The sequence below is a fragment of the Acinetobacter sp. V91_7 genome, assembly GCF_031799075.1.
Lineage (GTDB): Bacteria > Pseudomonadota > Gammaproteobacteria > Pseudomonadales > Moraxellaceae > Acinetobacter > Acinetobacter calcoaceticus.
Genome location: NZ_JAVQNT010000044.1, coordinates 137,572 through 161,309, shown reverse-complemented (window position 1 = coordinate 161,309; position 23,738 = coordinate 137,572). Strand labels below are relative to the sequence as shown.

Annotated in this window: 19 protein-coding genes; 5 read left to right on the top strand and 14 right to left on the bottom strand. The window is 37.8% G+C overall.

Going from position 1 to position 23,738, the window contains the following annotated elements:
• Positions 1 to 24 precede the first annotated feature (24 nt).
• Together RMB03_RS18880 and RMB03_RS18875 are read right to left on the bottom strand one after the other, a co-directional pair.
• Positions 25 to 681 carry an HAD-IB family hydrolase gene (locus RMB03_RS18880; RefSeq protein WP_005038925.1) on the bottom strand — a complete coding sequence of 219 codons (657 nt, stop codon included), beginning with the start codon at positions 679 to 681 and terminating at the stop codon, positions 25 to 27.
• Positions 648 to 1,856: a DUF1615 domain-containing protein gene (locus tag RMB03_RS18875; RefSeq protein WP_026056191.1), complete on the bottom strand. Its 1,209-nt coding sequence runs from the start codon at positions 1,854 to 1,856 to the stop codon at positions 648 to 650. The genes RMB03_RS18880 and RMB03_RS18875 overlap by 34 nt, the downstream gene beginning before the upstream one ends.
• A gap of 83 nt (positions 1,857 to 1,939) precedes the next feature.
• Between RMB03_RS18875 and dusB the strand changes: the two genes are divergently transcribed.
• Positions 1,940 to 2,965 carry a tRNA dihydrouridine synthase DusB gene (gene dusB / locus RMB03_RS18870; RefSeq protein WP_017391860.1) on the top strand — a complete coding sequence of 342 codons (1,026 nt, stop codon included), beginning with the start codon at positions 1,940 to 1,942 and terminating at the stop codon, positions 2,963 to 2,965.
• Positions 2,966 to 3,002: 37 nt separating this feature from the next.
• Here dusB and RMB03_RS18865 read toward each other — a convergent pair whose 3' ends face one another.
• Both RMB03_RS18865 and RMB03_RS18860 read right to left on the bottom strand, forming a co-directional pair.
• Positions 3,003 to 4,049, bottom strand: coding sequence for a nitronate monooxygenase (locus RMB03_RS18865; protein ID WP_311077251.1), 1,047 nt, complete (start codon positions 4,047 to 4,049; stop codon positions 3,003 to 3,005).
• A 117-nt stretch (positions 4,050 to 4,166) separates the two neighbouring features.
• Complete coding sequence (locus RMB03_RS18860) at positions 4,167 to 4,868, bottom strand: VIT family protein (protein WP_311077250.1); 702 nt, start codon at positions 4,866 to 4,868, stop codon at positions 4,167 to 4,169.
• Positions 4,869 to 5,133: 265 nt separating this feature from the next.
• Here RMB03_RS18860 and RMB03_RS18855 point away from each other — a divergent pair, with 265 nt between their 5' ends.
• Together RMB03_RS18855 and wecB are read left to right on the top strand one after the other, a co-directional pair.
• Positions 5,134 to 6,351, top strand: coding sequence for a hypothetical protein (locus tag RMB03_RS18855; RefSeq protein WP_311077249.1), 1,218 nt, complete (start codon positions 5,134 to 5,136; stop codon positions 6,349 to 6,351).
• Position 6,352: 1 nt separating this feature from the next.
• On the top strand, positions 6,353 to 7,495 hold the full coding sequence (gene wecB / locus RMB03_RS18850; protein ID WP_311077248.1) for a non-hydrolyzing UDP-N-acetylglucosamine 2-epimerase: 1,143 nt from the start codon (positions 6,353 to 6,355) through the stop codon (positions 7,493 to 7,495).
• Here the strand turns inward: wecB and RMB03_RS18845 are convergent.
• The 9 genes from RMB03_RS18845 to RMB03_RS18805 all read right to left on the bottom strand — a co-directional run bounded on the left by RMB03_RS18845 (position 7,480) and on the right by RMB03_RS18805 (position 18,175).
• Positions 7,480 to 8,400, bottom strand: coding sequence for a hypothetical protein (locus RMB03_RS18845; protein ID WP_311077247.1), 921 nt, complete (start codon positions 8,398 to 8,400; stop codon positions 7,480 to 7,482). The genes wecB and RMB03_RS18845 overlap by 16 nt on opposite strands.
• Complete coding sequence (locus tag RMB03_RS18840) at positions 8,378 to 10,222, bottom strand: hypothetical protein (RefSeq protein ID WP_311077246.1); 1,845 nt, start codon at positions 10,220 to 10,222, stop codon at positions 8,378 to 8,380. The genes RMB03_RS18845 and RMB03_RS18840 overlap by 23 nt, the downstream gene beginning before the upstream one ends.
• Entirely contained in the window at positions 10,219 to 11,472 is a 1,254-nt protein-coding gene (locus RMB03_RS18835; RefSeq protein ID WP_311077245.1) for a glycosyltransferase, read from the bottom strand. Before RMB03_RS18835 ends, RMB03_RS18840 begins: the two co-directional genes overlap by 4 nt.
• Positions 11,459 to 12,355 (bottom strand): hypothetical protein, encoded by an 897-nt coding sequence (locus RMB03_RS18830; protein ID WP_080027578.1) that lies wholly within the window; start codon positions 12,353 to 12,355, stop codon positions 11,459 to 11,461. The genes RMB03_RS18835 and RMB03_RS18830 overlap by 14 nt, the downstream gene beginning before the upstream one ends.
• A complete protein-coding gene (locus tag RMB03_RS18825; protein WP_005038949.1) occupies positions 12,355 to 13,098 on the bottom strand; it encodes a hypothetical protein in 744 nt (247 codons plus the stop codon). Before RMB03_RS18825 ends, RMB03_RS18830 begins: the two co-directional genes overlap by 1 nt.
• 192 nt (positions 13,099 to 13,290) lie before the next feature.
• Positions 13,291 to 14,733, bottom strand: coding sequence for a deoxyribodipyrimidine photo-lyase (locus RMB03_RS18820; protein WP_311077244.1), 1,443 nt, complete (start codon positions 14,731 to 14,733; stop codon positions 13,291 to 13,293).
• Between the two features lie 117 nt (positions 14,734 to 14,850).
• The gene (locus RMB03_RS18815; RefSeq protein ID WP_003650377.1) at positions 14,851 to 15,333 is read right to left on the bottom strand and encodes a peptidylprolyl isomerase; all 483 of its coding nucleotides are present in this window, start codon (positions 15,331 to 15,333) and stop codon (positions 14,851 to 14,853) included.
• A 136-nt stretch (positions 15,334 to 15,469) separates the two neighbouring features.
• A complete protein-coding gene (locus RMB03_RS18810) occupies positions 15,470 to 16,756 on the bottom strand; it encodes an NAD(P)/FAD-dependent oxidoreductase (protein ID WP_045429685.1) in 1,287 nt (428 codons plus the stop codon).
• A 99-nt stretch (positions 16,757 to 16,855) separates the two neighbouring features.
• Positions 16,856 to 18,175, bottom strand: coding sequence for a D-alanyl-D-alanine carboxypeptidase PBP6B (locus RMB03_RS18805; RefSeq protein ID WP_311077243.1), 1,320 nt, complete (start codon positions 18,173 to 18,175; stop codon positions 16,856 to 16,858).
• Positions 18,176 to 18,346: 171 nt separating this feature from the next.
• Here RMB03_RS18805 and RMB03_RS18800 point away from each other — a divergent pair, with 171 nt between their 5' ends.
• Entirely contained in the window at positions 18,347 to 20,050 is a 1,704-nt protein-coding gene (locus RMB03_RS18800) for a M61 family peptidase (protein WP_311077242.1), read from the top strand.
• Between the two features lie 398 nt (positions 20,051 to 20,448).
• Positions 20,449 to 22,686: an NADP-dependent isocitrate dehydrogenase gene (locus RMB03_RS18795; protein ID WP_132068844.1), complete on the top strand. Its 2,238-nt coding sequence runs from the start codon at positions 20,449 to 20,451 to the stop codon at positions 22,684 to 22,686.
• 118 nt (positions 22,687 to 22,804) lie between these two features.
• Here the strand turns inward: RMB03_RS18795 and RMB03_RS18790 are convergent, their stop codons facing one another.
• Positions 22,805 to 23,593: an rRNA large subunit pseudouridine synthase E gene (locus RMB03_RS18790; RefSeq protein WP_005038961.1), complete on the bottom strand. Its 789-nt coding sequence runs from the start codon at positions 23,591 to 23,593 to the stop codon at positions 22,805 to 22,807.
• Positions 23,594 to 23,738: the final 145 nt, after the last annotated feature.

The window sequence follows — 23,738 nt, the reverse complement described above, 5'->3', positions numbered from 1 at the left end:
GTTGTAAAATTAAAAAAGCTCGCTTTATGCGAGCTTTTTTTCTGGTGTTAAACGAGGTAAAACACGATCTTCACCCACCATATATGGGTGTGTCGCGAGACTCAACATATCTAGGTCTTCCGAGCTATTACCGTAAGCATAAATTTGATGATAATGCTGTAGCGTATATTGCTGATGTACTCTTAATTTCTTTTGTTCACTACTACAATCTGGGGTGGAGTAGTAACCCGTCACTATGCCGTTTTTAATTTGAGTTTCAGTACAAATTAATTCGATATCTAGTAACTTGCACAGTGGGGCAAGGTAGACATCAATTGAAGCCGAAACCAGTACGACCCGATCACCACGTAACTGGTGGTGCTGTAACTGTGCGAAAAGTTCAGGTGAGAGTGCAGAGACTAGCTCTTGTGCGTATTCTTCACCTAATCTTTGCAGTTCAATTGCGGAGGTATCTTTGAACATGCTGCGAAATAACTTGGCACGCATCGCATGGGCTGGATAAAAATTAAGATAGTAGGCTTGAATCCATGGCAGAATTTTCAAGCCTTGTTTAACGATGTGGCGCTTAGACAAAGCATAAAAGATGAACCCTGTAAAACTGTCTTTGCTACACAAGGTTCCATCAAAATCGAACAGGGCGAGACTTTTTATAGTCTTATTCGTTTCGCTCGTTGCATACATGATTCATATCGTCCGTTTACGCGGGTTGCATACCAGTTGGTATTATAGTCACGACTTAATTTTGGCCCAGAAATAACGACTTGCGGCATAATTGCATAGATAGGTTCTTTACCTGTCTTCGTTTTATAAAGTTTAGTCAGGGCAATATAGGTTTGTGTACTTTCAAACTTTTTCTCTTTTTCTAATTTAAGATCATCACGAATTTGTCTTGGCGTAACTAATACATTATTTTTTGCAAATACGGTAATCAGTTCTTTTTCTGACTGGCTCTGAGTCGGGCGCGGATCGCCATCTTTTGTGTAAAGAAGTAGATCACCATCAAGACTTATTTCTGTATCTGTTAGGTCCTTTAACATGCTTTGAAAAGCAGCATTACGGCTAGAATACATGCCTGAGTTATAGTCTGCAAATCGATAAATGGCTTTATCATAATTAGCTGGATAAACCATTAAACGATGTATGCCGTAATATAAACCGCCATATTCAGTATATAAGTCATCACGAAGTGCAGCAGTATTCATGCTTGAACGTTTATTGGCTTTTGCGTAGTTAATATGGACTTGCATAGAACCTAGGGTCGTAATAGGGTTCATTTTCTCGCCAATATCTTGACCAACCAATTTAGCTGCACCCGTTAATGCGCTCACATGGTAATGCTTAGCCATGAAGTCGAAAATTTCTCGGTAAAGTAAGTCGAGTTCTTTTTCGGTTTTAACCTTACGCATTTGACTCATATAGTTGTTATCAGGAGAAGGCTGAGTTTTTAGCACTTCTTCAAAATAACCAGCAATTGTTCCACCAACGGTTTTGCCAAGCTTATCTTCAAATTTTTCATTTAAACGCGTACTAACTTCTTCAACTGCTTTTTGGCCTAACCCAGGCACTTGAGGATTTGCAACGAAGTTCGACTCTTGATCGACAACCGCAATAATACTGCAGACATTTTTCTTATTTTTTGGAATATCCAGTTCTTTCATAATGTCGTCAATATCTTTTGCCCAAGACTCACGATCATTCACACGTGATGGAATTAGACGTTTAATCTGTTTGCTTTCTAGTTCAGGCTCATCATTGTTTGACCACCAAGCTTTATCACCACAAGCAGCTAAACTCATGCACACGGCGACCATACCGAATGATTTTAATAAAAAACGGGAAGACAACGGTTTGTTCATGGCGAGGAAAGCACCTGCATAAAAAGATGAGCCGATCAAGCGGATGAAGTATACTATGTTGATCATCAATTGTATGAATATATATGTATATTGGTCCCTATCAACTGTCAAATAATTTAATCGTTGCTCCTATGGCTGGGGTCACTGACCGTCCATTTAGAACGCTCTGTAAGTATTTTGGCGCAGGCCATGCAGTCAGTGAAATGATGACTGCCGATAAGACTTTGCAGATGAGCAAGAAAAGCCTCTACCGTGCAAATTTTGATGGGGAACTTGCTCCGATTTCTGCACAAATTGCGGGTTCTGATCCTGAGCAGTTAGCTGAGGCTGCACGTCATCAAGTGGCAAATGGCGCCCAAATTGTTGATATTAATATGGGATGTCCTGCCAAAAAAGTATGTAATAAACTCGCAGGTTCAGCTTTATTACAAGATGAAGATTTGGTGGCACGAATTCTTGATACGGTGGTCGCTGCTGTCGATGTTCCTGTTACCTTAAAAACCCGATTGGGCTTTTTAAATGGTCAAGAAAATATTTTAAGAGTAGCAAAAAGAGCAGAAGAGGCGGGAATTGCTGCACTAGCCTTACATGGTCGTACACGTGAAGACATGTATTTAAATACAGCACGCTATGATTTGATAAAACATGTCAAAGAATTAATCAATATCCCACTTATTGCAAACGGTGATATCGATAGCCCTGAAAAAGCTAAATATGTGCTCGACTATACAGGGGCTGACGCGATTATGATTGGTCGTGCTGCTCAAGGCCGTCCATGGATTTTTCGTGAAATTGCTCATTATTTAAAAACTGGAGAGCATTTAGCGGCACCTAATATTGAAGAAGTTAAGCAGGTGTTACTTGGACATTTATCAGAACTTTATCAATTTTATGGTGAATATTCAGGGTGCCGTATTGCCCGTAAACACATTGCTTGGTACACAAAAGGATTACGTTCAAGTAATGAATTTCGCCAAAATATGTATAAAGTTGAAAGTACAGCTGAGCAAGCAATAGTGGTTGAAAACTATTTTAATCAGTTATTGGCTGAAGGTAATTTGATGAGCGATGTCCAAGTCGAGCAAATTAATTTATTGCAAACTCATTAAACAAAAAAGCCAGTATCTACACTGGCTTTTTAAGATCTTACTCATCTTCTAATATTTCTACCACTAACTGGTTAATCAGGTCAGCAGCATCTAGTTCTCTTATTTGCGATACATTACTACCTGCCCAAAAAGCACCATATCCATAGTCTTGATGTTTGCTTGCAATCGCATTTAACTGTTTCGCTAAATCATAGGTATATGGATATTCGGGTTGAGGAGGGCGATTTGGTAAATCAATTTGTATATGCCAGTGGTTCAGTAGACCACGGGCTGGACGACCAGAAAGACTCGCACTGATTTGTGTTACTGGTTCATTAAATAAAGCTTTACGATATTCAACAGATGCATTGGATGATCGACATTGAACAAAAGCGGTTCCCAGTTGAACAGCCGCAGCACCTAAGCTCAACATATGCCGCGCTTGTGCTCCATTCATAATCCCACCGGCGGCCACGACAGGCAACTTGCAGTGTTTTACAATAAGCTGTACTAAATCGCTAGTTTTAATTGCTGCATCAAAGGTTTTATTAAAGATTCCTCGATGTCCACCTGCTTCAATACCTTGAGCAATAATAATATCAATACCAGCTGCTTCAATGGCTTGTGCTTCAACTAAATTGGTAGCAGAAACCATAGTGATAATTCCGGCATCTTTTAACGCCTGAATTTGATGGGGATGAGGAATGCCAAAGTGAAAACTGACCGCTTTAGGTTTCGTTTCTAAGACAACATTTAAAAAGTCATCGTTATCAAGAAAACTTGGATAAATGCATTTTAAATTTTGAGGAGGTTGCTCACCAAACTTTTCAAACTGTGGGCGTAAATATTCAATCCATTGTGCTGAAGTTTGAGGATTAAGTTGTTCGGGTTGATGGCAGAAAAAATTAACTTGAAATGAGTTTTCTGTGAGTTCTTGAGTTTTTAAAATCTGTTCGCGTGCAATTTGAGCCGTATTTGCACCTAATCCTAGTGATCCAAGGCCACCTTGGTTAGAAACTTCGGCTGCAAGTTGAGGGGTAGACACACCTGCCATGGGTGCAAGAAAAATTGGATGTTTAATTTCAAGTTGTTGTAACAGCGTCATTTTATTCACCTCATTTCTTTCCCTTCACCATAACGTGAAATCAGAACCAAGAGCAAATAATATTGGGCATTTAGTTTTTAAATATTTATTCCTTGATGTTTAATAAGTTACTCTTTTTTAAAGAGGAGTAACGTGAAACAAAGAGCCGATCCAGCTTGAAAATACCATCGCCAAAATACCCCATAACGTAATACGTAAACTGCCTTTGAGTTTGGACGTTCCAGCAAAATGGCTTGAGAGAGCTCCTAAAAAAGCTAATGAAATAATGCCAAATATTAAAACCGTTTTTTCGACCCATATGTCTGGACTGATTAAAATAGCTAACATGGGGAATAATGCACCAAATGAAAATGAACTAGCCGATGCAAGAGCTGCTTGAATCGGATTTGCTGCTGTATTTTCATGGATACCAATTTCATCACGTGCATGAGCACCTAAAGCATCATGACTGGTGAGTTGTATGGCAACTTGCCTTGCTAAATCAGGTGCCAAACCTCTTGATATATAAATTTGGGTGAGTTCATCTAGTTCCCGTTGCGGGTGTCTTTTAAGTTCTTGTGCCTCAAATTTTAAGTCAGCTTTTTCAATATCTTCTTGAGATTTTACAGAAATATATTCTCCGGCTGCCATGGAGGTTGCACCGGAAATTAAACCTGCAATGCAGGCAATAAAAAGAGTATGAGCAGAAGCTCCACTTGCAGCCATTCCCATAATTAAGCTAGTAACCGAAATAATCCCATCATTAGCCCCTAAAACGGCTGCTCTTAACCAACCTGAACGGTGAATAAAATGATGTTCGGGATGTTGGGAGAATGACATAACTTTTCCTAATTCTAGTTATAAATTTTTATCTTATCCTATAAGATTATTTACAATAATACGATTAAAAAATGTGCCATTATAGGAAAAACAATCAGATAAGAACTTTTTAAGGATAATATAAAAGGAGATAAAATGAATGACTTATGGAACCAGCTAACACACCTAAATAGGGTAATTTACGAGTTTAATTATAATATTTATTGATTAAATTTTAATTTTATTTCTACGAATAGATTCTATCCACTTTACTCTAGAGGTCTCAATGAATAGCAAAACAATAAAATCTCTAACATGTTCCTTTATCGTTATCGGTTCGATTTATCCTGCTTTAGGCTTTTTAACTATTGAGACTACATTTGCCCAAGAGATTGTTAATCAAGAATATAAACCCGGTAACCCGATTTACGATAAATGGGACCAATTTTATAAAATTGAGAAGACTCAACCAGAGAATGCTGAAAAAATACTACTAGAACTTGGTGAGATGACGCCAGCAGATATAAAAGTTTGGAAAAGCTTAACCTATTTGCAGATTAGATTAGGTAAACAAGACGCCGCTTTGCAAAGTCTAAGAAAAGCAGAGGCATTAGATCCAGCAGATGATACTTTAAAACTACAAGAAGCCTATCTACTCAATTCGCAAAAAAATAATAAAGAAGCTTTGGTAGTTTTCAAGGGACTTACACAATCTAAAGATGCTGATATTGCCAATAAAGCCACACAAGCCGTAAAAAATCTGAGTGGAGGGGAGGTTAAAACTTATTTCCGTGATGTTTATTTTGCACCTTCATATGAGTCACGTTATGACGATGTAATTTTCCCGCTCAAAGCTCGTTATGGTAAAAACTTTGATAATGGACGAGCACAAGTGTATGGCTTTTTAAACTTAAACCGTGATACCCAATCTCAAGGTGGTGTACGTCCTGAAATTATTGATGAAAATGCAGTGACGCTAGGGATAGGTGCTAATTATCAACCTTGGACTTCAATCCCTGTACGTGCATATCTAGAAGTTGGCGGAAGTTACGATCTGATTGACCGCAATAGAGATAAATTTCGTGAAAGTATAGTTGGTGGCGTTACGGGTTACCAAGAGTGGAATTCTCAAAATAATTGTAATAATTCACTTTGCTTTAATGATTATTTCACCGACTTATATGGCAATGCTGCGACCTATTCTAGAGAAGATTATAATGTTATTGGGGATTTACGCCTACGCACAGGCTTAAATGTCTATAAAGGTGAGAATGGAACTGTGCAGGCTTATGTAAAATTGCATGGTTTAGCTGATAGTAAGGATGAATATTACAATAATTTATTCGAATATGGCCCAGGTATTTCATGGCAGCCTTTTAATTATCAACCTATAAAATTACGTGTTGAACGACTATATGGCAATTACTTTAAAGATGTGCCAGTAAATACAAAAGATCATTACAACAATACTCGCGTCGAACTCGTTTTTTATAAGGATTTCTAAAATGAAGAAAATTTTTATATCTATTGTATTTGGTACACGTCCCGAATTAATCAAACTTGCCCCTGTTATTTTATTGGCAAAACAAGATCCGCGCTTTCAAGTTGAGGTTATTTTTACCGGACAGCATGATGAATTGGTAAGGGATGCGATAGATTTCTTTGGGGTTGAAATTGACCACCGTCTCAAAATTATGAATGCAGGCCAAAGTCTAAATCAGTTATTAATACATGGTTTGAGTCAAATTGAACAGGTATATACAGATGGTCAGAAAAGAGATGCAATTGTTATTCAGGGCGATACAACGACTGTTTTAGCGGCAGGTTTAGTCGCATTCTCTATGAAAGTACCTGTTGCGCATGTCGAAGCGGGGTTACGTTCCTATGATTTAGATCATCCTTTTCCAGAAGAAGGAAATCGCCAGTTAGTTTCCCGCATTACAAAATGGCATTTTGCTCCGACTGAACAATCAAAGAGAAATCTACTCAATGAACAAATTTTACCAGAACTGATTACGGTTACAGGAAATACGGTTGTAGATGCGGTGTATTTAGGGCGCAAATTAATTTCTGAAAAATCGGGTTTGAAAAATCAGCTTGAACCTTATGGAATTCAATTAAAGCAAGATGATAAAGTTGTGCTTATTACGGCTCATCGCCGTGAAAACTTTGGTGAAGGAATTCAAAATATTTGTAATGCAGTTGAGCATTTAGCGAAGGGGCATCCTGACTTACATTTTATTTGGCCAGTTCATTTAAATCCTGCCGTACATGATGTCGTCCATAATAAGTTTAAAAATCATGCCCAAATCCATCTTGTTAAACCATTAGACTATCCAAGTTTATTAGCAGTCATAGATCGATCTACTTTTATTTTGACCGATTCGGGTGGTTTACAAGAAGAGAGCCCATCATTTAATAAGCCCGTTTTAATCTTGCGAGACACCACAGAACGACCTGAAGTTGTTGAAGTGGGGGCAGGTGTTTTAGTCGGTACAAGCCAACAAAAAATTATTGAAGAAGCTGAAAAACTACTCACCGACCAACAGCATTATGAAAAAATGGCACATGTAGAAAATCCATTTGGTGATGGGCAAGCTGCTCGGCGTATTCTTGATCAAATTGTTAAATCTTATGAATTAGCATAGTTGTGAGTTAAAGGTTTATTCTCACTTACGGAGGTATTCTTACCACTATAAGTGAGGCGGTACCACAAGCTCACAATATTGACGCACCAACGGTTCATATAGTGAGGACCATCAAAAATATAGACAGTTTTTCCTTCATATGCTTTCAGTTGAGAAATAATTTCCCAAGGATAGGCAGCTCTAAATTGTCCATTCTTTTTAACTCTAAAAGCTTCTAGCACTATAATTACTTTATCTTTTCCAAGCTTTTGTTCAAGCTGATCTAAAATATGTTTGGCTTGCTGAGGAGACCTTACACCTACGCCAACCCCGTCTTGGAAGAAAACACCGTTATGTTCTGGTAACCAGCTTTTAACCCATAAATCATAATGTTCGGGTTCGCTTTCACCACTATAAATACTTACCCAAACTGGTACTGGAAGTTTCGTTAAAACCTGACCTAAAGCACTGACTCTCAACCACGTTGGATCTGCTTCCACCGGAAAATAATAGCCTTTAGGCGCCGTTTTTTGCTCTTTTATAATTTCGGCAGATTTTTCCCCTAACTCAGTTACATTTGCCCGAGCTTTAGGTTCATTATATTCACCTGCTAAACCTAATATTAGATTTTTAGCCCAAGGTTCTTGTTTAATTTTTTCTAAATTAATTGCTTTTTCCCATTGAGGAAAGTTTGATTCTTTCCACCATGATTTAGACTCAACAACAGACCACTGAGGGACAAATGTGTTAACACCCAAATAGTGCCAGTTTCCCTCTGGTGGGGTCGTGTTATTGTCAGGCTGCCAGAAAATTCCTTCAATACGCGGGGCTTGACCTTGATGTTTGAACAACCCCGCATAAGCTATAACACTACATATAATTAAAATAATAAAAGCAGCTATTTTAATTGGTATCTGTTTTTTCATTATTTCGTCTTAACCAGTACCACAAGAAGATAATTATTATCATAATTGCAGATATAATCACAACTAATAAGAAGAAAGAAGATTGTTGGACTAAAGGTGCTTTTTGATTTCCGACAATGAGCTTTTGTAAAACATAAATATTTCCATTTTCTGAAACCAACATTTTTGTCACGTTATTTGGAATTTTATGCTGTATTTTTTCCCAAAGATGCATAAAGCTTTGTGCACCACCTTCTGAGTCGGTAATAACATCAAAACGGTTATTGCTATAACTCACAATAAAACCATTAACAGCAGCAGGTGCATAAATAATATCTTGATGCATTAATACCTGTTGTTGATAAATATCTTTATTCACACGAACATTTATTGATTGAGGTGCACTCGGTGTATAGCGAACTAGATTTAGAGGAATAGGGGCTTGTGTTAACAACATTTTTTTAGCAACTTGGCCCATAATAATAGCAATATTCAAAGCACCAGATTGATCATCAATCGCAATGGTTGGAGTAGTGGCTAAAGTCATAGAAATTGCGGCTACGCCATTTTTGAGTTTATGTGGCAGTTTTACAGTAGATTTAGCTGTATCAATCCAGAGCGAACCATGTGCAGTGGGTAAACACTGAGAGTTAGCAATCACCGAATTTTCAAGCTTTAAACTAAAATTGGTCGTATTAGAAATAGCTTTTGCAAAAATGTTGAATTGTCGGTTGACGGGATCGGAAGCAAGGTCGGCTGTTTTCATACTGCCTGCAAGTCCGCCATCAATCCAAGCCGTAATATTTGAACCTTGTAATAAGCCACTTTGAATGCGAAGAGCGATCTGTCCTTGCAAAATATCAGTGGGTTGCCATACAGCTGGGAAATCAAGGAATAAGTTCTTTTCAGCGTGATTTAATCTGAAGTCCTCAATGCCTAAATCGGCAAGTGTATTAATTTTTTTAAATTGTGCCCAAGTTGGGGTGGAGATCGTTGTGGGAAAAATTGCACTTCCTGTATCAAGTTGCTCTACATACGAGGGATTGATTAGTCCATTTATGGCAGCAGTGAGTTCTTGTGGTGTGTGATAAGTAATTGAAAGAGTAGCCACTCCATTTGCTGGTTTTGCAATTTGTACTAAAGCACCCCCTTTGAGTGGCGTAGCTGAGCGAATCACTTCAATAATGAAATTTGTTTCATCATTTAAATTAGTTTGTCCTGAATCAACCCATTCAATTGGTGTGATTGAAGTCCATGAACTTGCTAATCTAGCGAGCATAGAAGCTTCTATAATCTCTTTACGGTTATATTTTAAAATACCAACAAATGGAGTAGGTCGTCTCGCTTGTGGATTAGCTAAAGCATCTGGTAAGTCTTTTAAACGGTATACATTACGGATAGGCGTAAAGTCGAGTTGGGAATTGCTTAAATAAGTTAAGTGATCAATATCTTCTGTACAGAATGTTTCTTTGGTTTGATTCAGCGTAGTCGGTTTAGCATACTGTTGAATAATAAAATCTAAACGATGAAAGCCACTCTGACTTTTAGGGATATTAAACTTCAGTTGTCCATCACCGCTTAAAGTGGTGTTATAGATGAGCTTATCATCATATTTTACAAGTAACGTTGTCTCACTTTGAGTAGAGTAGTTGCTTGAAAATTCAATGTTTTCCCATTCAGCACCTTTCCCAATATAGAAAAAATGGGGCTCAACGGTATATTTAGTAGAAGTATTAATATCATCTAGTTCCCATGTATATGCATGAGCAGACATTGCTAACATGAGACTAGTGCTAGCAAGGAGTACTTGAACCATTTGGTAGAAATTAGAAGAGTATTTCATTTTTTTTTCTCCTTGCTACGTTCCGTTTTGTACCATTGAAGGGAGTTGCCCTGTATTTTATTTTTAAGCATGTCATATGCGGCTTTAAATACAATAAATAGAAATATTTGTGAGTAACTTACGTAAGATAAAACCGAGTAAAAATAGAGTTCTGGTTTAACTTTTTCTAAAGAAAGGGTAAACCACATTTGCGCAACATAGAGGCAAAATGAAAGGCCCCACAATAATGTGAATGGTCCCGGAACTGAAATGCCTGCAATACCGAGTAAGCCCAGAGTTAAGGTAATATGACTCCAGAATAAAGCTGGTACAAAAAGTATGTAGCACATAATGTTATTCAGAATTTCAATTCCGATAGGAAAAGGTGTTCTTAACGCTACAGGTAAATATTTACGGGTCACATAAAAATTACCTTGAGTCCAGCGTGAGCGCTGTTTAATAAATACACTTAAAGATGGTGGATCTTGTTGCCAACCAATTGCGTAGGGTACCCATTTAATTCGTTTTTGGCCGATAAAAATACGGAAGCTCATTTCAGTGTCATCGACCAATGACTTCTCATCAAAACCACCTAAGGTTTCTAATGCATCGCGCCAAATGACATAGTTCGTACCCATCAATGTAGATAGTTCAAAACGTTGCCAACGTCCGCCTTGAAAGATCCATTGGAAAAAAATGAACTCAATGGCAATAAAGCGAGTCAAAATACTATCTTGCCAATTACGGGTTCTGACTTTGCCATTTACAGCCACTAATTTTTTATCGGCAAGTAGTGTTTGAGCTAAGAGGCGAACACAATCAGGTTCAGGTGTACTATCTGCATCATAGACAACAATGAGTTCACCCGTTGCATGTGGTAAGCCATTATTAAGTGTTCTAGATTTACCTTTACCACCCATGCCTTTGGGAACATTAACAATTTTTATGCACGGATAAATTTTTGCGAGGTTCTCAGCAATTTCTAAGGTGTTGTCTTTAGAACCGTCATTAATGAGAAAAACTTCATAAGATTCAGCAGGATAGTCCTGCTGAGCGATTGCATGTAAAGTATCTTCAATCACTACGCCTTCATTATAGGCAGGAATTAAGACACTCAAAACGGGCCATCTGTCTGGTATGGGAAGGTTCTGTAACTCTTTTTCCGCTGTTTTTGAGTATTTCCAAGCCTGATAACTTAACCATGCCCAAAATGCTTGTGGAATCCAGATTCCCAAAAAACCAAATAGGAAGAGAATATCAATGGGAGCCATTTGATTTAACCCTCCTAATAATAGATGAGATGAGCAATAACAATAAAATCAGCCCAACTACCAAAGAGATCCATGAAACATAGCTACCAAACGTACCAAGGAGGTCAGGGTAGTTACTTGTTAAAATCAAATCGAGTGGAACTACGACTGTGCTTAAACCAATAAAAATGTATCCGATGAGATTAGTTTTTACATGTTCGGGCGTGCTTATGTAGTTAATATTATTAAATTTCCATGATATTCCGAGTTGAGGGTATCGAATATTTGTGGTTGGTAGATCAGCAGGCGGGTTAATAATAATTTCATAACCCGAAATATGACCATCAAAACTTTTAGCTGAATAAAATAAGTGCTGCTTTTGTCTAATCTCTCTAGAGGGCAGAGGAAGTTCTGGTGGATTAAACTGAACAATATAGCTGCCAGCATTTTGTGAAATTAAGTTTTCATCCCAACCTTTTGAAACAAAAGCAGCCATGGGTCGTAAACCAATGGCAGTTGAAAATGTGGCTTTGGCTGCAAAATATTGGGGCTGTCCGGATTTAAAAAGTGCAATGGGAATTGCACCTTGGCTCACTGCTTCTTTTAATAAGAAATAATGAGAAAAGCTAAATACTTCATCTGGTAATATGATGCCTGGCTTTATACCTGTACGAATAAGCCTTTGAAAACTATCCGAGCTGATCTGGTCAATTGTAAAGACAGGCCACCATGTGTCCTGCGCTGGGAAAAACATGGAAAGGTCATTAATACTCTGAACTTCAGTTTTGGTTTGTTCAGCTTGAATTTCACAATGATAATATTGACGATAGAACTGCTGTAAAGTGCCATCTGGATATTGACTAGAGGCAATAATAATTCCACAAATATTAAGAAGATTAGACATTAAGTAATCTCCTCTTCGGGTGGAATCTGAATAATTTGATATTCTACTTCAAGCCTCAAAGTCGTAATTTGTTTGAGCTTTTTAATAAAATCAGGGTCTTCATCCGTTTTTTGCTTACGAATTACAATACTGTATATATTTTCTAGGTCATCATCGGCAAATTGGAAAATAATTTCTTGTGGCTGATGCTGGCTCAAGATTTGAATCATTTCATTTTGAGTTGTTTTCCATACATCATCACCTAACATTTCTTTAATTAGACTTCTGTTGAGGATTTTGATTTTAAAGACTTCATAATCTTGTAGGTGATGATGATCAAGAAGTTTAAAGAAACTACGTTGAAAATATTTTAATGCACTGATCGGAAAAATATCACGGCGGTAATTACGGTCATAACTTTGAATATCGCGGTATTTTTGAACGTTAATTTCAATATTGTGGCGTACAGCACTCAGAAAAAGTGGAATAAGGGGAATAATAAAAAGTAGAAGGAGCTGCCGTTCAATATGCGTCTGCGCACCCAAATCGAGTAAAAAGTATACTGCAACGCCTACAAAGGCAATTAAACCAACAATTAAAGACGCACCAACTTCTAAAAAAGCACCAGAAATTAAAAGAATGAGAATAAAAATCCAGCTTCCTCTAAAACTTACAGGTAACCACTCATATGCCACCATTCCCATAAAGAGGTGAGCTGCGATAATCCATAAGACGAGTGTTCTTCCTGGGTTCTTTTGTTGCATGCGAGCTCTGGCCACCTTTTTTGTAATGTTAATTTTTATACTTTTATAATGAACTGTGACGAATTCCTAAGTTATTGTTGTGTTTTTCCTTTTATAAATCCCTTTAGAATTATTTTTAGATTAAAGTCACATTATAGTCAAATTTCTTATTTTCTTTTAATCAAAAGCAAACATAAAAGACTCAATTAGCATCTAAATACTCTTGAAAGTTTCAATTGCTTTTATACGAGTTTCTTTTAAATCAACAATTGGCTTTGGATAATTCAACTGAAGATGAGTGTTGGTTGAGTAGGGTTCATGAATCATTTTATTGTCTAGATGAGCTAATTCATTCACCCATTGGCGAATATAGTCTCCATTTGGGTCAAATTTCTTAGATTGAGCAATTGGGTTAAAAATTCGGAAATAGGGTACAGCATCAGTTCCAGTCGATGCACACCATTGCCAGCCACCATTATTCGCTGCTAAATCACCATCGATTAAGTGTTCCATAAACCATTGTTCACCAACTCGCCAATCGATGAGTAAGTTTTTACACAAAAACATAGCGGTAATCATGCGGACACGATTATGCATCCATCCTGTTTTTTGTAGCTGGCGCATGCCAGCATCAATAATCGGTATACCTGTTTGGCCATTTTGCCATGCGACCAAATGCTCTTGATTATTTTCCCACTTAATATTTTGAGTATTTTTCTTAAAAGGATAGTGTTTAGAAACATGCGGGAAATCAAATAAAATATGTTGATAAAATTCGCGCCAAAGAAGCTCATCTAACCATGTTTGCTGGCCTTCGTTTGTCAGATGAAAGTTGCCATGTTCAGCTCGAAAAAGGGCTTGTAAACATTGACGAATAGATAAAACTCCAAGATTTAAATACGGAGAAAGTTGGCTAGTTCCTTTTACATTTGGAAAGTCACGTTCTAATTTATAATGAGATAAATGATCCTCAATAAATAAATCGAGCTGATCCAGAGCAAAATCTTCTCCAGTAGGCCATAAGTCTTGTTGCTCTTTCGAAATTGATGAGTCAAAAAAAGCTTCAACATCTTCTAGATCTAAACTTTTTATATTTGAAAAAGACTGCGGATAGGCATTTTGTTTCTCAGGAATTGGATAGCACTGAGGCAAACCACTTATATCTAGTTTTGAATAACACGCTTTTTTGAATGCACTGAAAACTTGATACGGTTGCTGTGACTGATTGCGAATGGAACGTAAAGGGAAAATCGTGCGGTCATGAAATAAAAAAAGCTCTTTACTCTGCTGATTTAAAGCTTGTTGTACAGTTTTATCTCTTTTCAACTCATTCACGCCTACTTCTATATTTGAATATACATTTTCGATATGCAGTTGTTGAGCGAGCTTAGAAATATAGTCTGCAATATCTTTCCAGTAGGGAATGACTTGAATAATAAGTGGAATATTAAGCTGTTCTAATTCTTTCTTAAGTTGTTGAAGCTGGCGTAAATAGAAATTAATTTTTATTGGCGCATCGTGATGTATGTTCCATTGTTCAGGCGACAAAATAATTAACCCAATCGAAGGACCTTGTTGGCAGGCATGCCATAATGCAGCATGATCCCGAACTCTCAAATCCTGACGAAACCAAATAAGCTGATTTACCTTTGGCATGAAAGATACCCTTATAAAGTTGAATGAGTTAGAGGTTTATTATCAATATATTATATAAAAATAAAGACATAAAAAAAGCAAAGCCGAAGCTTTGCTCTTATCATCTTTAAAGATGAATTAGTGGTGATGACCACCAGCACCGTGTACGTGACCGTGATCTAATTCTTCTTCAGAAGCTTCACGGATTTCTACGATTTCAACTTCAAAAGTTAAATCTTGACCAGCAAGTGGGAAGTTAGCATCAACAACAATGTTGTCACCTTCAACCGCTTTAACAGTTACGATCTGTACGCCGTCATCTGTTTGCGCTTGGAATTGCATACCAGGTTGAATGTTCTCAACACCTTGGAACATTTGAGCTGGAACTTCTTGAACTAGGTCTGGGTTATATTCGCCATAACCTTCAGCTGCTGGTACATTAACAGTAAATTTTTCACCAACAGTTTTACCTGTTAGAGCATTTTCTAAACCAGGAATGATATTGCCTGCGCCGTGCAAATATGCAAGTGGTTCACCTTGAGATTGATCAAGTGTTTCACCCTCAGCGTTTGTTAATTTGTAGTGGAATGAAACCACGTGGTTATTTGCAATAGCAGTCATGTTTTTGATCCATTCAATCAATTAAAGCGTACATCATAAAGTGAAAAATAAATTTTGTAGACTACAAAATTTGAATCTTTAACACTTTTATATAATGCGTTTTTATCTAAATAGGGATGAACTTAAAAAATTCAACTCAATATAGTTTAATTTTTGGACGTACACGTCTTGTAAGTAAATCTTTCATTGTGAGTAGTCCAGCCTGTGTGTACCCGTGAATCGTTGCTTGATGTAAACGATATAAAGATACATACATTGTTTTGGCAATATAACCTTGCACACTTACATCGCCAAGTAATTCTCCAACGGCTTTATTACGGCTTAAAGACACAAGCGAACCTTTGTCGTTAAAGCTAAACATGGGTTGTGATCGGCCATTAAGTCGAGCAGCCATAGCATCGACTAAAAAGCTCGCTTGTTGGCTTGCAACTTGAGCACGTGGTCCAAGTGGAGGATGTCTTGCATCAAGTTGACAACGGGCGCAATCACCAAACGCAAAGACATTTGGGTCGGAATAGGTTTGTAATGTTGCGTAGACCATCAGGCGGTTAATATTATCGCGTTCAAAATCAGTAAAGCTTTCTAAAACTTTAGGTGCTTTTACACCAGCAGCCCAGACGGTAATATCACTTTTTAATTGATCACCATTACTAAAATAGATGGAATGCTCATCAATTTTTTCAACGCGATGTTTGGTTAAAACTTCAATGCCCATTTTTTTGAGCTGTTTTGCACTATGCTCAGCTGTTTTTTCACTAAGGGCAGGTAAGATACGCTCGGATGCTTCAATCAATGTAATTTTGACTTGGTTTGGGTGAATCTTTTTTAAACCATATCGATAAAAGTTTTTAGTCGTTTCAATGAGTTCGGCAGCAAGTTCTACACCTGTTGCACCAGCACCCACAATCCCAATATTTAAAGTCCGCTGATTTGGTTGATTTTGAGCTTCAATATAAAGATGTAATAAATCTTGCTGGAAAATATCGGCCTGCTTTCTGCTGTCGAGGAAATGACAGTTTTCACGTACGCCCGCTGTATTAAAGTCATTTGACACAGAACCAAGCGCTAAAATAAGCGTGTCATAACTCAGCTCTTGTAGATGAGTTTGTTGATCCTTAGAAACTTGAGGGGGAATTAACTCAATTATTTTTTTATCTTTATTAACTCCAACTAATGTTCCAAGCACAAATTCATAGTGATGCTTTTCTGCATGGGCAAAATAGTTAGTTTGTTCTTCGTGTGGATTTAAAGATCCGGCAGCAATTTCATGAAGTAAAGGTTTCCAGATATGCGTCAGGTTTTGGTCAATTAACGTAATCTTCGCTTTATGAGTTTTCCCAAAAGTTTCACCGAGTTGTGTCGCAAGCTCTAAGCCTCCAGCACCACCACCAACAATTACAATATGATGTAAATTTTGGGTCATTTTTATCACCTAATTATTTTTCTATAAAAAAAAGATGGCTGAATTATGCCATCTTTTATTTATAAAATTTATTGTGCATCTGTGCACAATTTGATGTTTTTAGTGCGAATCTAAAGGGTAGAGTTTTGCAGCACTATGTTCACTCGATGAAAAAATAGAGAAGAGGCTAGAAAACCACATCATGATTCTTTGGAAAATATTGGCTTCTTCAATATGTACGTTATCTTCAATTTGAAGACTACGGATCAGCTGGTTGTTTTGATAAATAGATACTGTTGCCAAACTCATGACTTTCATTAATGGTGCAGTTAATTGTTTTTCATTTAGTTCAATATTTACATGTGTTTGAGTCTTTTCGAGCGGAGCAATAACTTTGGGTTGCAGATTGCTATCAAGTACTTGAACGCGTTGAGTCACATTGTCAAAAGTATTTAAGTCAATAGGGGCAGGTTCAGCATATAAGGATGTCGTTACAATTGTCGGTTGCTTTGTTGCGACCTTAAACATTTTTAAAGTCGATTTTACAACAGGCAGTTCGGCAATTAATTTCTGCTCAGGAATAATGACTTCATCGCGCGTGTAAGCATAGGCAAGATTCATTAACTTATCTGCAATCTCCGCTCGTTTTACCGCACTCGGTGTACCTAAAACAATTACCAATAAACGTCTTTGAGCTAAGTCTGATGAAAATGAAGGACGTGAAGCTGTTAATGCTAAATTATAACCAGCTGCTTTAGTGTAACCAGTTTTTAGACCGTCAACAGATGGGTCATATTTCAGTGCAAGGTTTGTTGCATGATGGAAGCGTTGGTTGTAGCTAAAGCTTGGCATTTTTGAATAATGTAAATATTCAGGAGTTTGTTTAATTAAAGCCTGACCTAATAAGCTTAAATCATGAGCCGTAGTGTAATGATCAGGCATTGTAATTCCGGGAGGATTACTAAAATGAGTATCTTTCATGCCCAAAGCTTGAGCTTCCTGATTCATACGTTGTACAAAATGAGGAACATCACCAGAAATTTTTTCAGCTAAAGTCACGGCTGCATCATTCGCAGACATAACAATTAAACCTGCCAATAGCTGATCAACTGAAATTTGTTCACCAGCTTTAAGATACATTTGTGATTCATCCCACTGCACGACACTTACTACCGGTGTTGCAGTAATGATTTCTTCTTTTTTCAGCTTTCCAGCTTTAATCTCTTTTAAAGCAATATAAGCAACCATCATTTTAGTTAAAGATGCTGGTGCGCGCTGCACATGGCTATTGTGCTCGGCAATAATTTGACCCGATTGAGTATCTACAATGGTCCATGCAGCGGCTTCAACACTTTCAGGTGCAATATTGAGTAACGCAGCATTGGTTAGGGTAGTGCAGAAAATACTGAAGAGGGTAAAAAGAGATAGAAAAAATTTCACGGATGACCTTAACTTTTACTGGCAAATACGGGACACAGATGCACAGCATGCTATGCCTTTTTTTAATTGAAGGCTAGTGGAAATTGTTGCCAAAAAATACATGTACGCAAGACGATACAAAAAAGTGATAATCTAATGTGAAGCCGTTCTTATTTTTAAATTGAAGAATTTATGTTGCATTATCAAATTGAGTTCGATGATTACAAACAACACCTTGTTCACGTGACAATTCGTTTTTTAGCCAATCCGAATCAGGAACTTTGGCTACCAACGTGGATTCCGGGTAGTTATCTAATTCGAGAGTTTTCAAAACATATTGAATCCGTTAAAGCTTATGATGAAGCTGGACGTATGCTGGACATTAAAAAAACGAGCAAGAATCGCTGGCGTTTATTTAATACAGATCACGAATTAATGACGATTGAATATGATGTCTATGCATATGATTTGTCTGTACGTGGCGCATACGTAGACCAGACACGCCTATATATTAATCCAGCGTGCGTATGTTTGGCTTTGGAAGGTCAGGAGCAGTCTGCTTGTGAAGTCGAAGTTTTCTTGCCAGATGAGTTAAAGCATTTTCAGTTAGCAACTGGCTTAGCTTCAAAAAGTCTAGTCAAAGGGCGCTTTACTTTAAAAGCCGATGATTATGATCAATTGATTGATAGCCCGTTTGAATTGGCTGATCAAACACGTTTTAGCTTTGAAACACATGGCATTGAACATGAGTTTGTAATTTCTGGCCCACATAATGCCAATGTTGATCGCTTAAAAGCTGATATTGAAAAGATTTGTGCAGCTGAAATAAATATGTTTGGTTCGGCGCCATTTAAAAACTATACCTTTATGACGATGGCAACAGGGAATAGTTATGGTGGATTAGAACATTGCAATAGTACAAGTCTGATTACACCACGTGACGATTTACCAAAATCGAATGAACCAACTGAACCTTCTAAAGATTATCAACGCTTTTTAGGCTTATGTAGTCATGAATATTTTCATTCATGGTTAGTAAAGTTTATTCGTCCAGAAAACTTTGCAAATTATAATTTGCATCAAGAAGGCTACACCTCTTTACTTTGGATATTTGAAGGTTTTACTTCATATTACGATGACCTGATTTTATTGCGTAGTGGTGTAATTTCTCAGAAGTCTTATCTTGATTTACTCAAAGCACAAATTGATCGCTATTTGCAAAACCCAGGCCGTTTTGTTCAAACAGTTGCCGAATCAAGTTTTGATGCTTGGATCAAATTTTATCGTCAAGATGAAAACTCAAATAATGCGGGTACCAGTTATTACAATAAAGGTGCTTTGGTTGCATTGTGCCTAGATTTAGGTTTACGCCTACGTGGTTCTAGTCTTAATGCTTTAATGCGTCGGTTATATGAAAATACTCAAAATGGTATGCAAGTAAATGAGCGAACCATTTTTGATTTATGTAAAGAACTGACGGGTGATAACTGGATTGAACAGATTAATCATTTGATTAACACGACTGATGAATTACCACTTGATCAGTTGCTTCCTGAATTTGGCTTAAGCTATAGAGTTAAAACTGACAAATCTTTGCCATTAGGCTTGAAACTTGTCGATAAGCCAGAAGGCGTACTCGTGCAAAGTGCTCGCCGTGAGAGCGCTGGAGCAAAAGCAGGTATTTCTGCCAATGATGTGATTATTGCAATTGATGGTTTAAAAGCATCCACTAAGCTTATCGAGAAGTATGCAAAACAGGGTGGCTCTTATACTGTATTTGCTTTCCGTCGTGATGAGTTAATATCTTTTGAAGTCGATTGTGCTACAACTGATTTAACCGAAGTTGAACTTGTCGTTGAAGATCAAGCTAAAACTGAAAAATGGTTAAAAGCATAGATTAAAGCTAAATAGTTTATAAAAAACCGATGTTTTGCACATCGGTTTTTACTTTTAAGTACGTCCAAATGGTGAAATCCGTTTTACCTTTGAGTTTATTTTGAATGAAAAGTATAATAATTGTCAGAACACTGAAAGATATCTCATGTAAGTTAATCATGTTTAATGCCTGAAAAGTGATCTGAATGTGCGTATTACAATGACTTAGATATCAGAAAATTATCTATACATTTGAATTATGTATTATTTCGCTACGAAATGTCGTTATCACTGGATATTTCGTTGACTGGAAGGCAATGAGAGCCGATACTCTCAGGGTTTTATTTAAGCATATCGGTTCGTAGGCACTGGGCCAAAAGCTCGGTCCTCAACACTCAATCAAACGGAAGGGGCTATATATGGCTGGTGAAAAGTCAACTATTATTTACACACTGACTGACGAGGCGCCACTATTGGCGACCTATTCGCTACTGCCGATCATTGAGACCTTTACTAAGCCAGCTGGCATCGAGATTATTAAAAGTGACATCTCTGTAGCTGCACGTGTGCTCGCAGAATTCACTGAATACCTAAGTGAAGAGCAAAAGGTATCCGACAACCTTGCAGAGCTAGGTCGTCTTACACAAGATCCAGATACTAACATTATCAAACTCCCGAATATCAGTGCGTCTGTTGCGCAATTAACTGCATGTATCAAAGAGCTTCAATCAAAAGGTTATGCAATTCCTGATTATCCGGAAAATCCTGCAACCGAAGAAGAAAAATCAATCAAAGCTCGTTATGGCAAGTGCCTTGGTTCAGCAGTAAACCCTGTCCTTCGTGAAGGTAACTCTGACCGTCGTGCTCCAGCAGCAGTTAAAAATTACGCAAAAAAACACCCTCATTCAATGAGCGAGTGGAAACAGTGGTCACAAACTCATGTTTCACATATGGAAGAAGGTGACTTCTACCATGGTGAAAAATCAATGACACTTGATCGCGCACGTAATGTGAAAATGGAACTTATCACGAACAGTGGTAAGAGCATTGTTCTTAAGCCAAAAGTTGCGCTACAAGACGGCGAAATCATTGATTCAATGTTCATGAGCAAGAAAGCACTTTGTGATTTCTATGAAAAAGAGCTTGATGATTGTAAAGAAGCGGGTATTTTGTTCTCGCTACACGTAAAAGCGACAATGATGAAAGTTTCACACCCGATCGTTTTTGGTCACTGTGTGAAAATCTATTACAAAGAAGCTTTCGAAAAACACGGTAAGTTATTTGACGAATTAGGTATTAACGTCAATAACGGTATGGCTGGGTTATACGAGAAAATCGAAACTCTTCCAACATCATTACGTGAAGAAATCATTGAAGATTTACATGCTTGTCAAGAACACCGTCCTGCACTTGCTATGGTTGACTCGGCAAAAGGCATCACAAACTTCCATTCACCAAACGACATCATCGTTGATGCTTCTATGCCAGCTATGATCCGTGCTGGTGGTAAAATGTGGGGTGCTGATGGTAAGCAATATGATGCTAAAGCTGTTATGCCTGAATCAACATTTGCTCGTATTTACCAAGAAATGATCAACTTCTGTAAGTGGCATGGTAACTTCGATCCGAAGACTATGGGTACTGTACCGAACGTTGGTTTGATGGCTCAGAAAGCTGAAGAATACGGTTCTCACGACAAGACTTTTGAAATTTCAGAAGCTGGTATTGCAAACATTACCGATCTTGACACTGGTGAAGTGTTATTGACTCAAAATGTTGAAGAAGGCGATATCTGGCGTATGTGTCAGGTTAAAGATGCTCCGATTCGTGACTGGGTAAAACTTGCAGTAACTCGTGCACGTAACTCTGGCATGCCTGCGATCTTCTGGCTTGACCCATACCGTCCACACGAAAATGAATTGATCAAGAAAGTACAAAAGTACTTAAAAGATCATGACACGAATGGCTTGGATATTGAGATCATGTCTCAAGTTCGTGCAATGCGTTACACACTTGAGCGTGTAGTACGTGGTCTAGATACTATTTCTGTGACTGGTAACATTTTACGTGACTACTTAACTGACTTGTTCCCAATTATGGAACTTGGTACTTCTGCGAAAATGTTGTCTATCGTTCCGCTTATGGCGGGTGGTGGTATGTACGAAACTGGTGCGGGTGGTTCAGCGCCAAAACACGTACAGCAACTTGTTGAAGAAAACCACTTGCGTTGGGATTCGCTTGGTGAGTTCCTTGCTTTAGCAGCTTCTTTAGAAGAAATGGGTATTAAAGAAAATAATGCTCGTGCTAAGTTACTTGCGAAGACTCTTGATGAAGCGACTGACAAGTTACTTGACAATGGTAAGTCACCATCACGCCGTACGGGTGAGATTGACAACCGTGGTAGCCATTTCTACTTATCACTTTATTGGGCTCAAGCGCTTGCTGCACAGGACGAAGATGCTGAGTTGAAAGCTAAATTTGCTCCTCTTGCAAAAACTTTAGCTGAAGAAGAACCGAAGATTGTTGCTGAACTTGCTCAAGTACAAGGTAAACCAGCTGACATCGGTGGTTACTATGCAATTGATAAAGCAAAAGTAGATGCTGTAATGCGTCCAAGTGCTACATTTAATGCAGCTCTTGCAACTGTTGAGGCTTAATTACTAACTCGTTAGTAAATAGCTTAAAGGCCGGTGCATATGCACCGGCTTTTTTATTTTTAGAAAAATAACAGGCATTAAAAAAGCCCACTGATGTGAGCTCTTAAAAGTTTAAATCTTATCGACTATTGCGGCCACGACCGCGTGGTGCTTTAGCATTTGGACGAGTTGTACCATTGGTTTTACGACGAGGTTTTTCACCTTCATCCATTTGCCAAATACGTTTCGTACCAGACTTTTTCGTAGAACCGTCTTTATTCTTACGAACCATTGGTTTACCGCCAGTACCACCTGGTTTTTTCACATATGAACGTGAACGATAAGGTTCTTCAGCTGGAACATCTTTAAAGTCAGGGTAAAGCAAAGGCTCAATTTCTTTAACATCACCAGGTTTTAAACCGAGTTGAACTAAATCAATTGAACCAATTTTCGTACGAATTAAACGTAAAGTTGGAAAACCTACCGCAGAAGTCATACGACGAACTTGACGGTTACGGCCTTCGCAAATTGAAATTTCGATCCAAGATGTTGGAATATTTGCACGAAAACGTACAGGCGGGTTACGTTCCCATAACCATTCAGGTTCACTTACTTTAATGGCTGTAGCAGGAAGCGTCATACCATCATTAAGTTCTACACCTTTACGAAGCTGCTCAAGCGCTTCTTCAGTTACATCGCCATCAACTTGAACTAAATACGTTTTGTATTTTTTATTTGCAGGGTTAGTAATGAACTGATTCAGACCACCATGATCAGTTAAAAAAACTAAACCCTCAGAGTCCATATCAAGACGGCCTGCCAAACGCAAAGTCGGGTCATCAACAAAGTCAGAGACGGTCATATGCGCTTCGTCTTTACGAAACTGGGAGAGAACGTCATATGGTTTGTTGAGAATGACAATTTTCATAAAAAATGACTTCTTCTTTCAAATAACTAGAGAAAACATTGAGGTTTATTTAAGTGAGAAATCTTATTATTTCTCATATAAATCCCAAAAATGATTAATTTCAATTAAGCTATTATGCGTTAAGAAGAGTTGAAAGTATTGTGTA

Coding starts and splice junctions, on each gene's coding strand:
- RMB03_RS18880 (WP_005038925.1), bottom strand. CDS start 681: ATGTATGCAACGAGCGAAACGAATAAGACTATAAAAAGTCTCGCCCTG.
- RMB03_RS18875 (WP_026056191.1), bottom strand. CDS start 1,856: ATGAACAAACCGTTGTCTTCCCGTTTTTTATTAAAATCATTCGGTATG.
- dusB (WP_017391860.1), top strand. CDS start 1,940: ATGTATATTGGTCCCTATCAACTGTCAAATAATTTAATCGTTGCTCCT.
- RMB03_RS18865 (WP_311077251.1), bottom strand. CDS start 4,049: ATGACGCTGTTACAACAACTTGAAATTAAACATCCAATTTTTCTTGCA.
- RMB03_RS18860 (WP_311077250.1), bottom strand. CDS start 4,868: ATGTCATTCTCCCAACATCCCGAACATCATTTTATTCACCGTTCAGGT.
- RMB03_RS18855 (WP_311077249.1), top strand. CDS start 5,134: ATGAATAGCAAAACAATAAAATCTCTAACATGTTCCTTTATCGTTATC.
- wecB (WP_311077248.1), top strand. CDS start 6,353: ATGAAGAAAATTTTTATATCTATTGTATTTGGTACACGTCCCGAATTA.
- RMB03_RS18845 (WP_311077247.1), bottom strand. CDS start 8,400: ATGAAAAAACAGATACCAATTAAAATAGCTGCTTTTATTATTTTAATT.
- RMB03_RS18840 (WP_311077246.1), bottom strand. CDS start 10,222: ATGAAATACTCTTCTAATTTCTACCAAATGGTTCAAGTACTCCTTGCT.
- RMB03_RS18835 (WP_311077245.1), bottom strand. CDS start 11,472: ATGGCTCCCATTGATATTCTCTTCCTATTTGGTTTTTTGGGAATCTGG.
- RMB03_RS18830 (WP_080027578.1), bottom strand. CDS start 12,355: ATGTCTAATCTTCTTAATATTTGTGGAATTATTATTGCCTCTAGTCAA.
- RMB03_RS18825 (WP_005038949.1), bottom strand. CDS start 13,098: ATGCAACAAAAGAACCCAGGAAGAACACTCGTCTTATGGATTATCGCA.
- RMB03_RS18820 (WP_311077244.1), bottom strand. CDS start 14,733: ATGCCAAAGGTAAATCAGCTTATTTGGTTTCGTCAGGATTTGAGAGTT.
- RMB03_RS18815 (WP_003650377.1), bottom strand. CDS start 15,333: ATGACTGCTATTGCAAATAACCACGTGGTTTCATTCCACTACAAATTA.
- RMB03_RS18810 (WP_045429685.1), bottom strand. CDS start 16,756: ATGACCCAAAATTTACATCATATTGTAATTGTTGGTGGTGGTGCTGGA.
- RMB03_RS18800 (WP_311077242.1), top strand. CDS start 18,347: ATGTTGCATTATCAAATTGAGTTCGATGATTACAAACAACACCTTGTT.
- RMB03_RS18795 (WP_132068844.1), top strand. CDS start 20,449: ATGGCTGGTGAAAAGTCAACTATTATTTACACACTGACTGACGAGGCG.
- RMB03_RS18790 (WP_005038961.1), bottom strand. CDS start 23,593: ATGAAAATTGTCATTCTCAACAAACCATATGACGTTCTCTCCCAGTTT.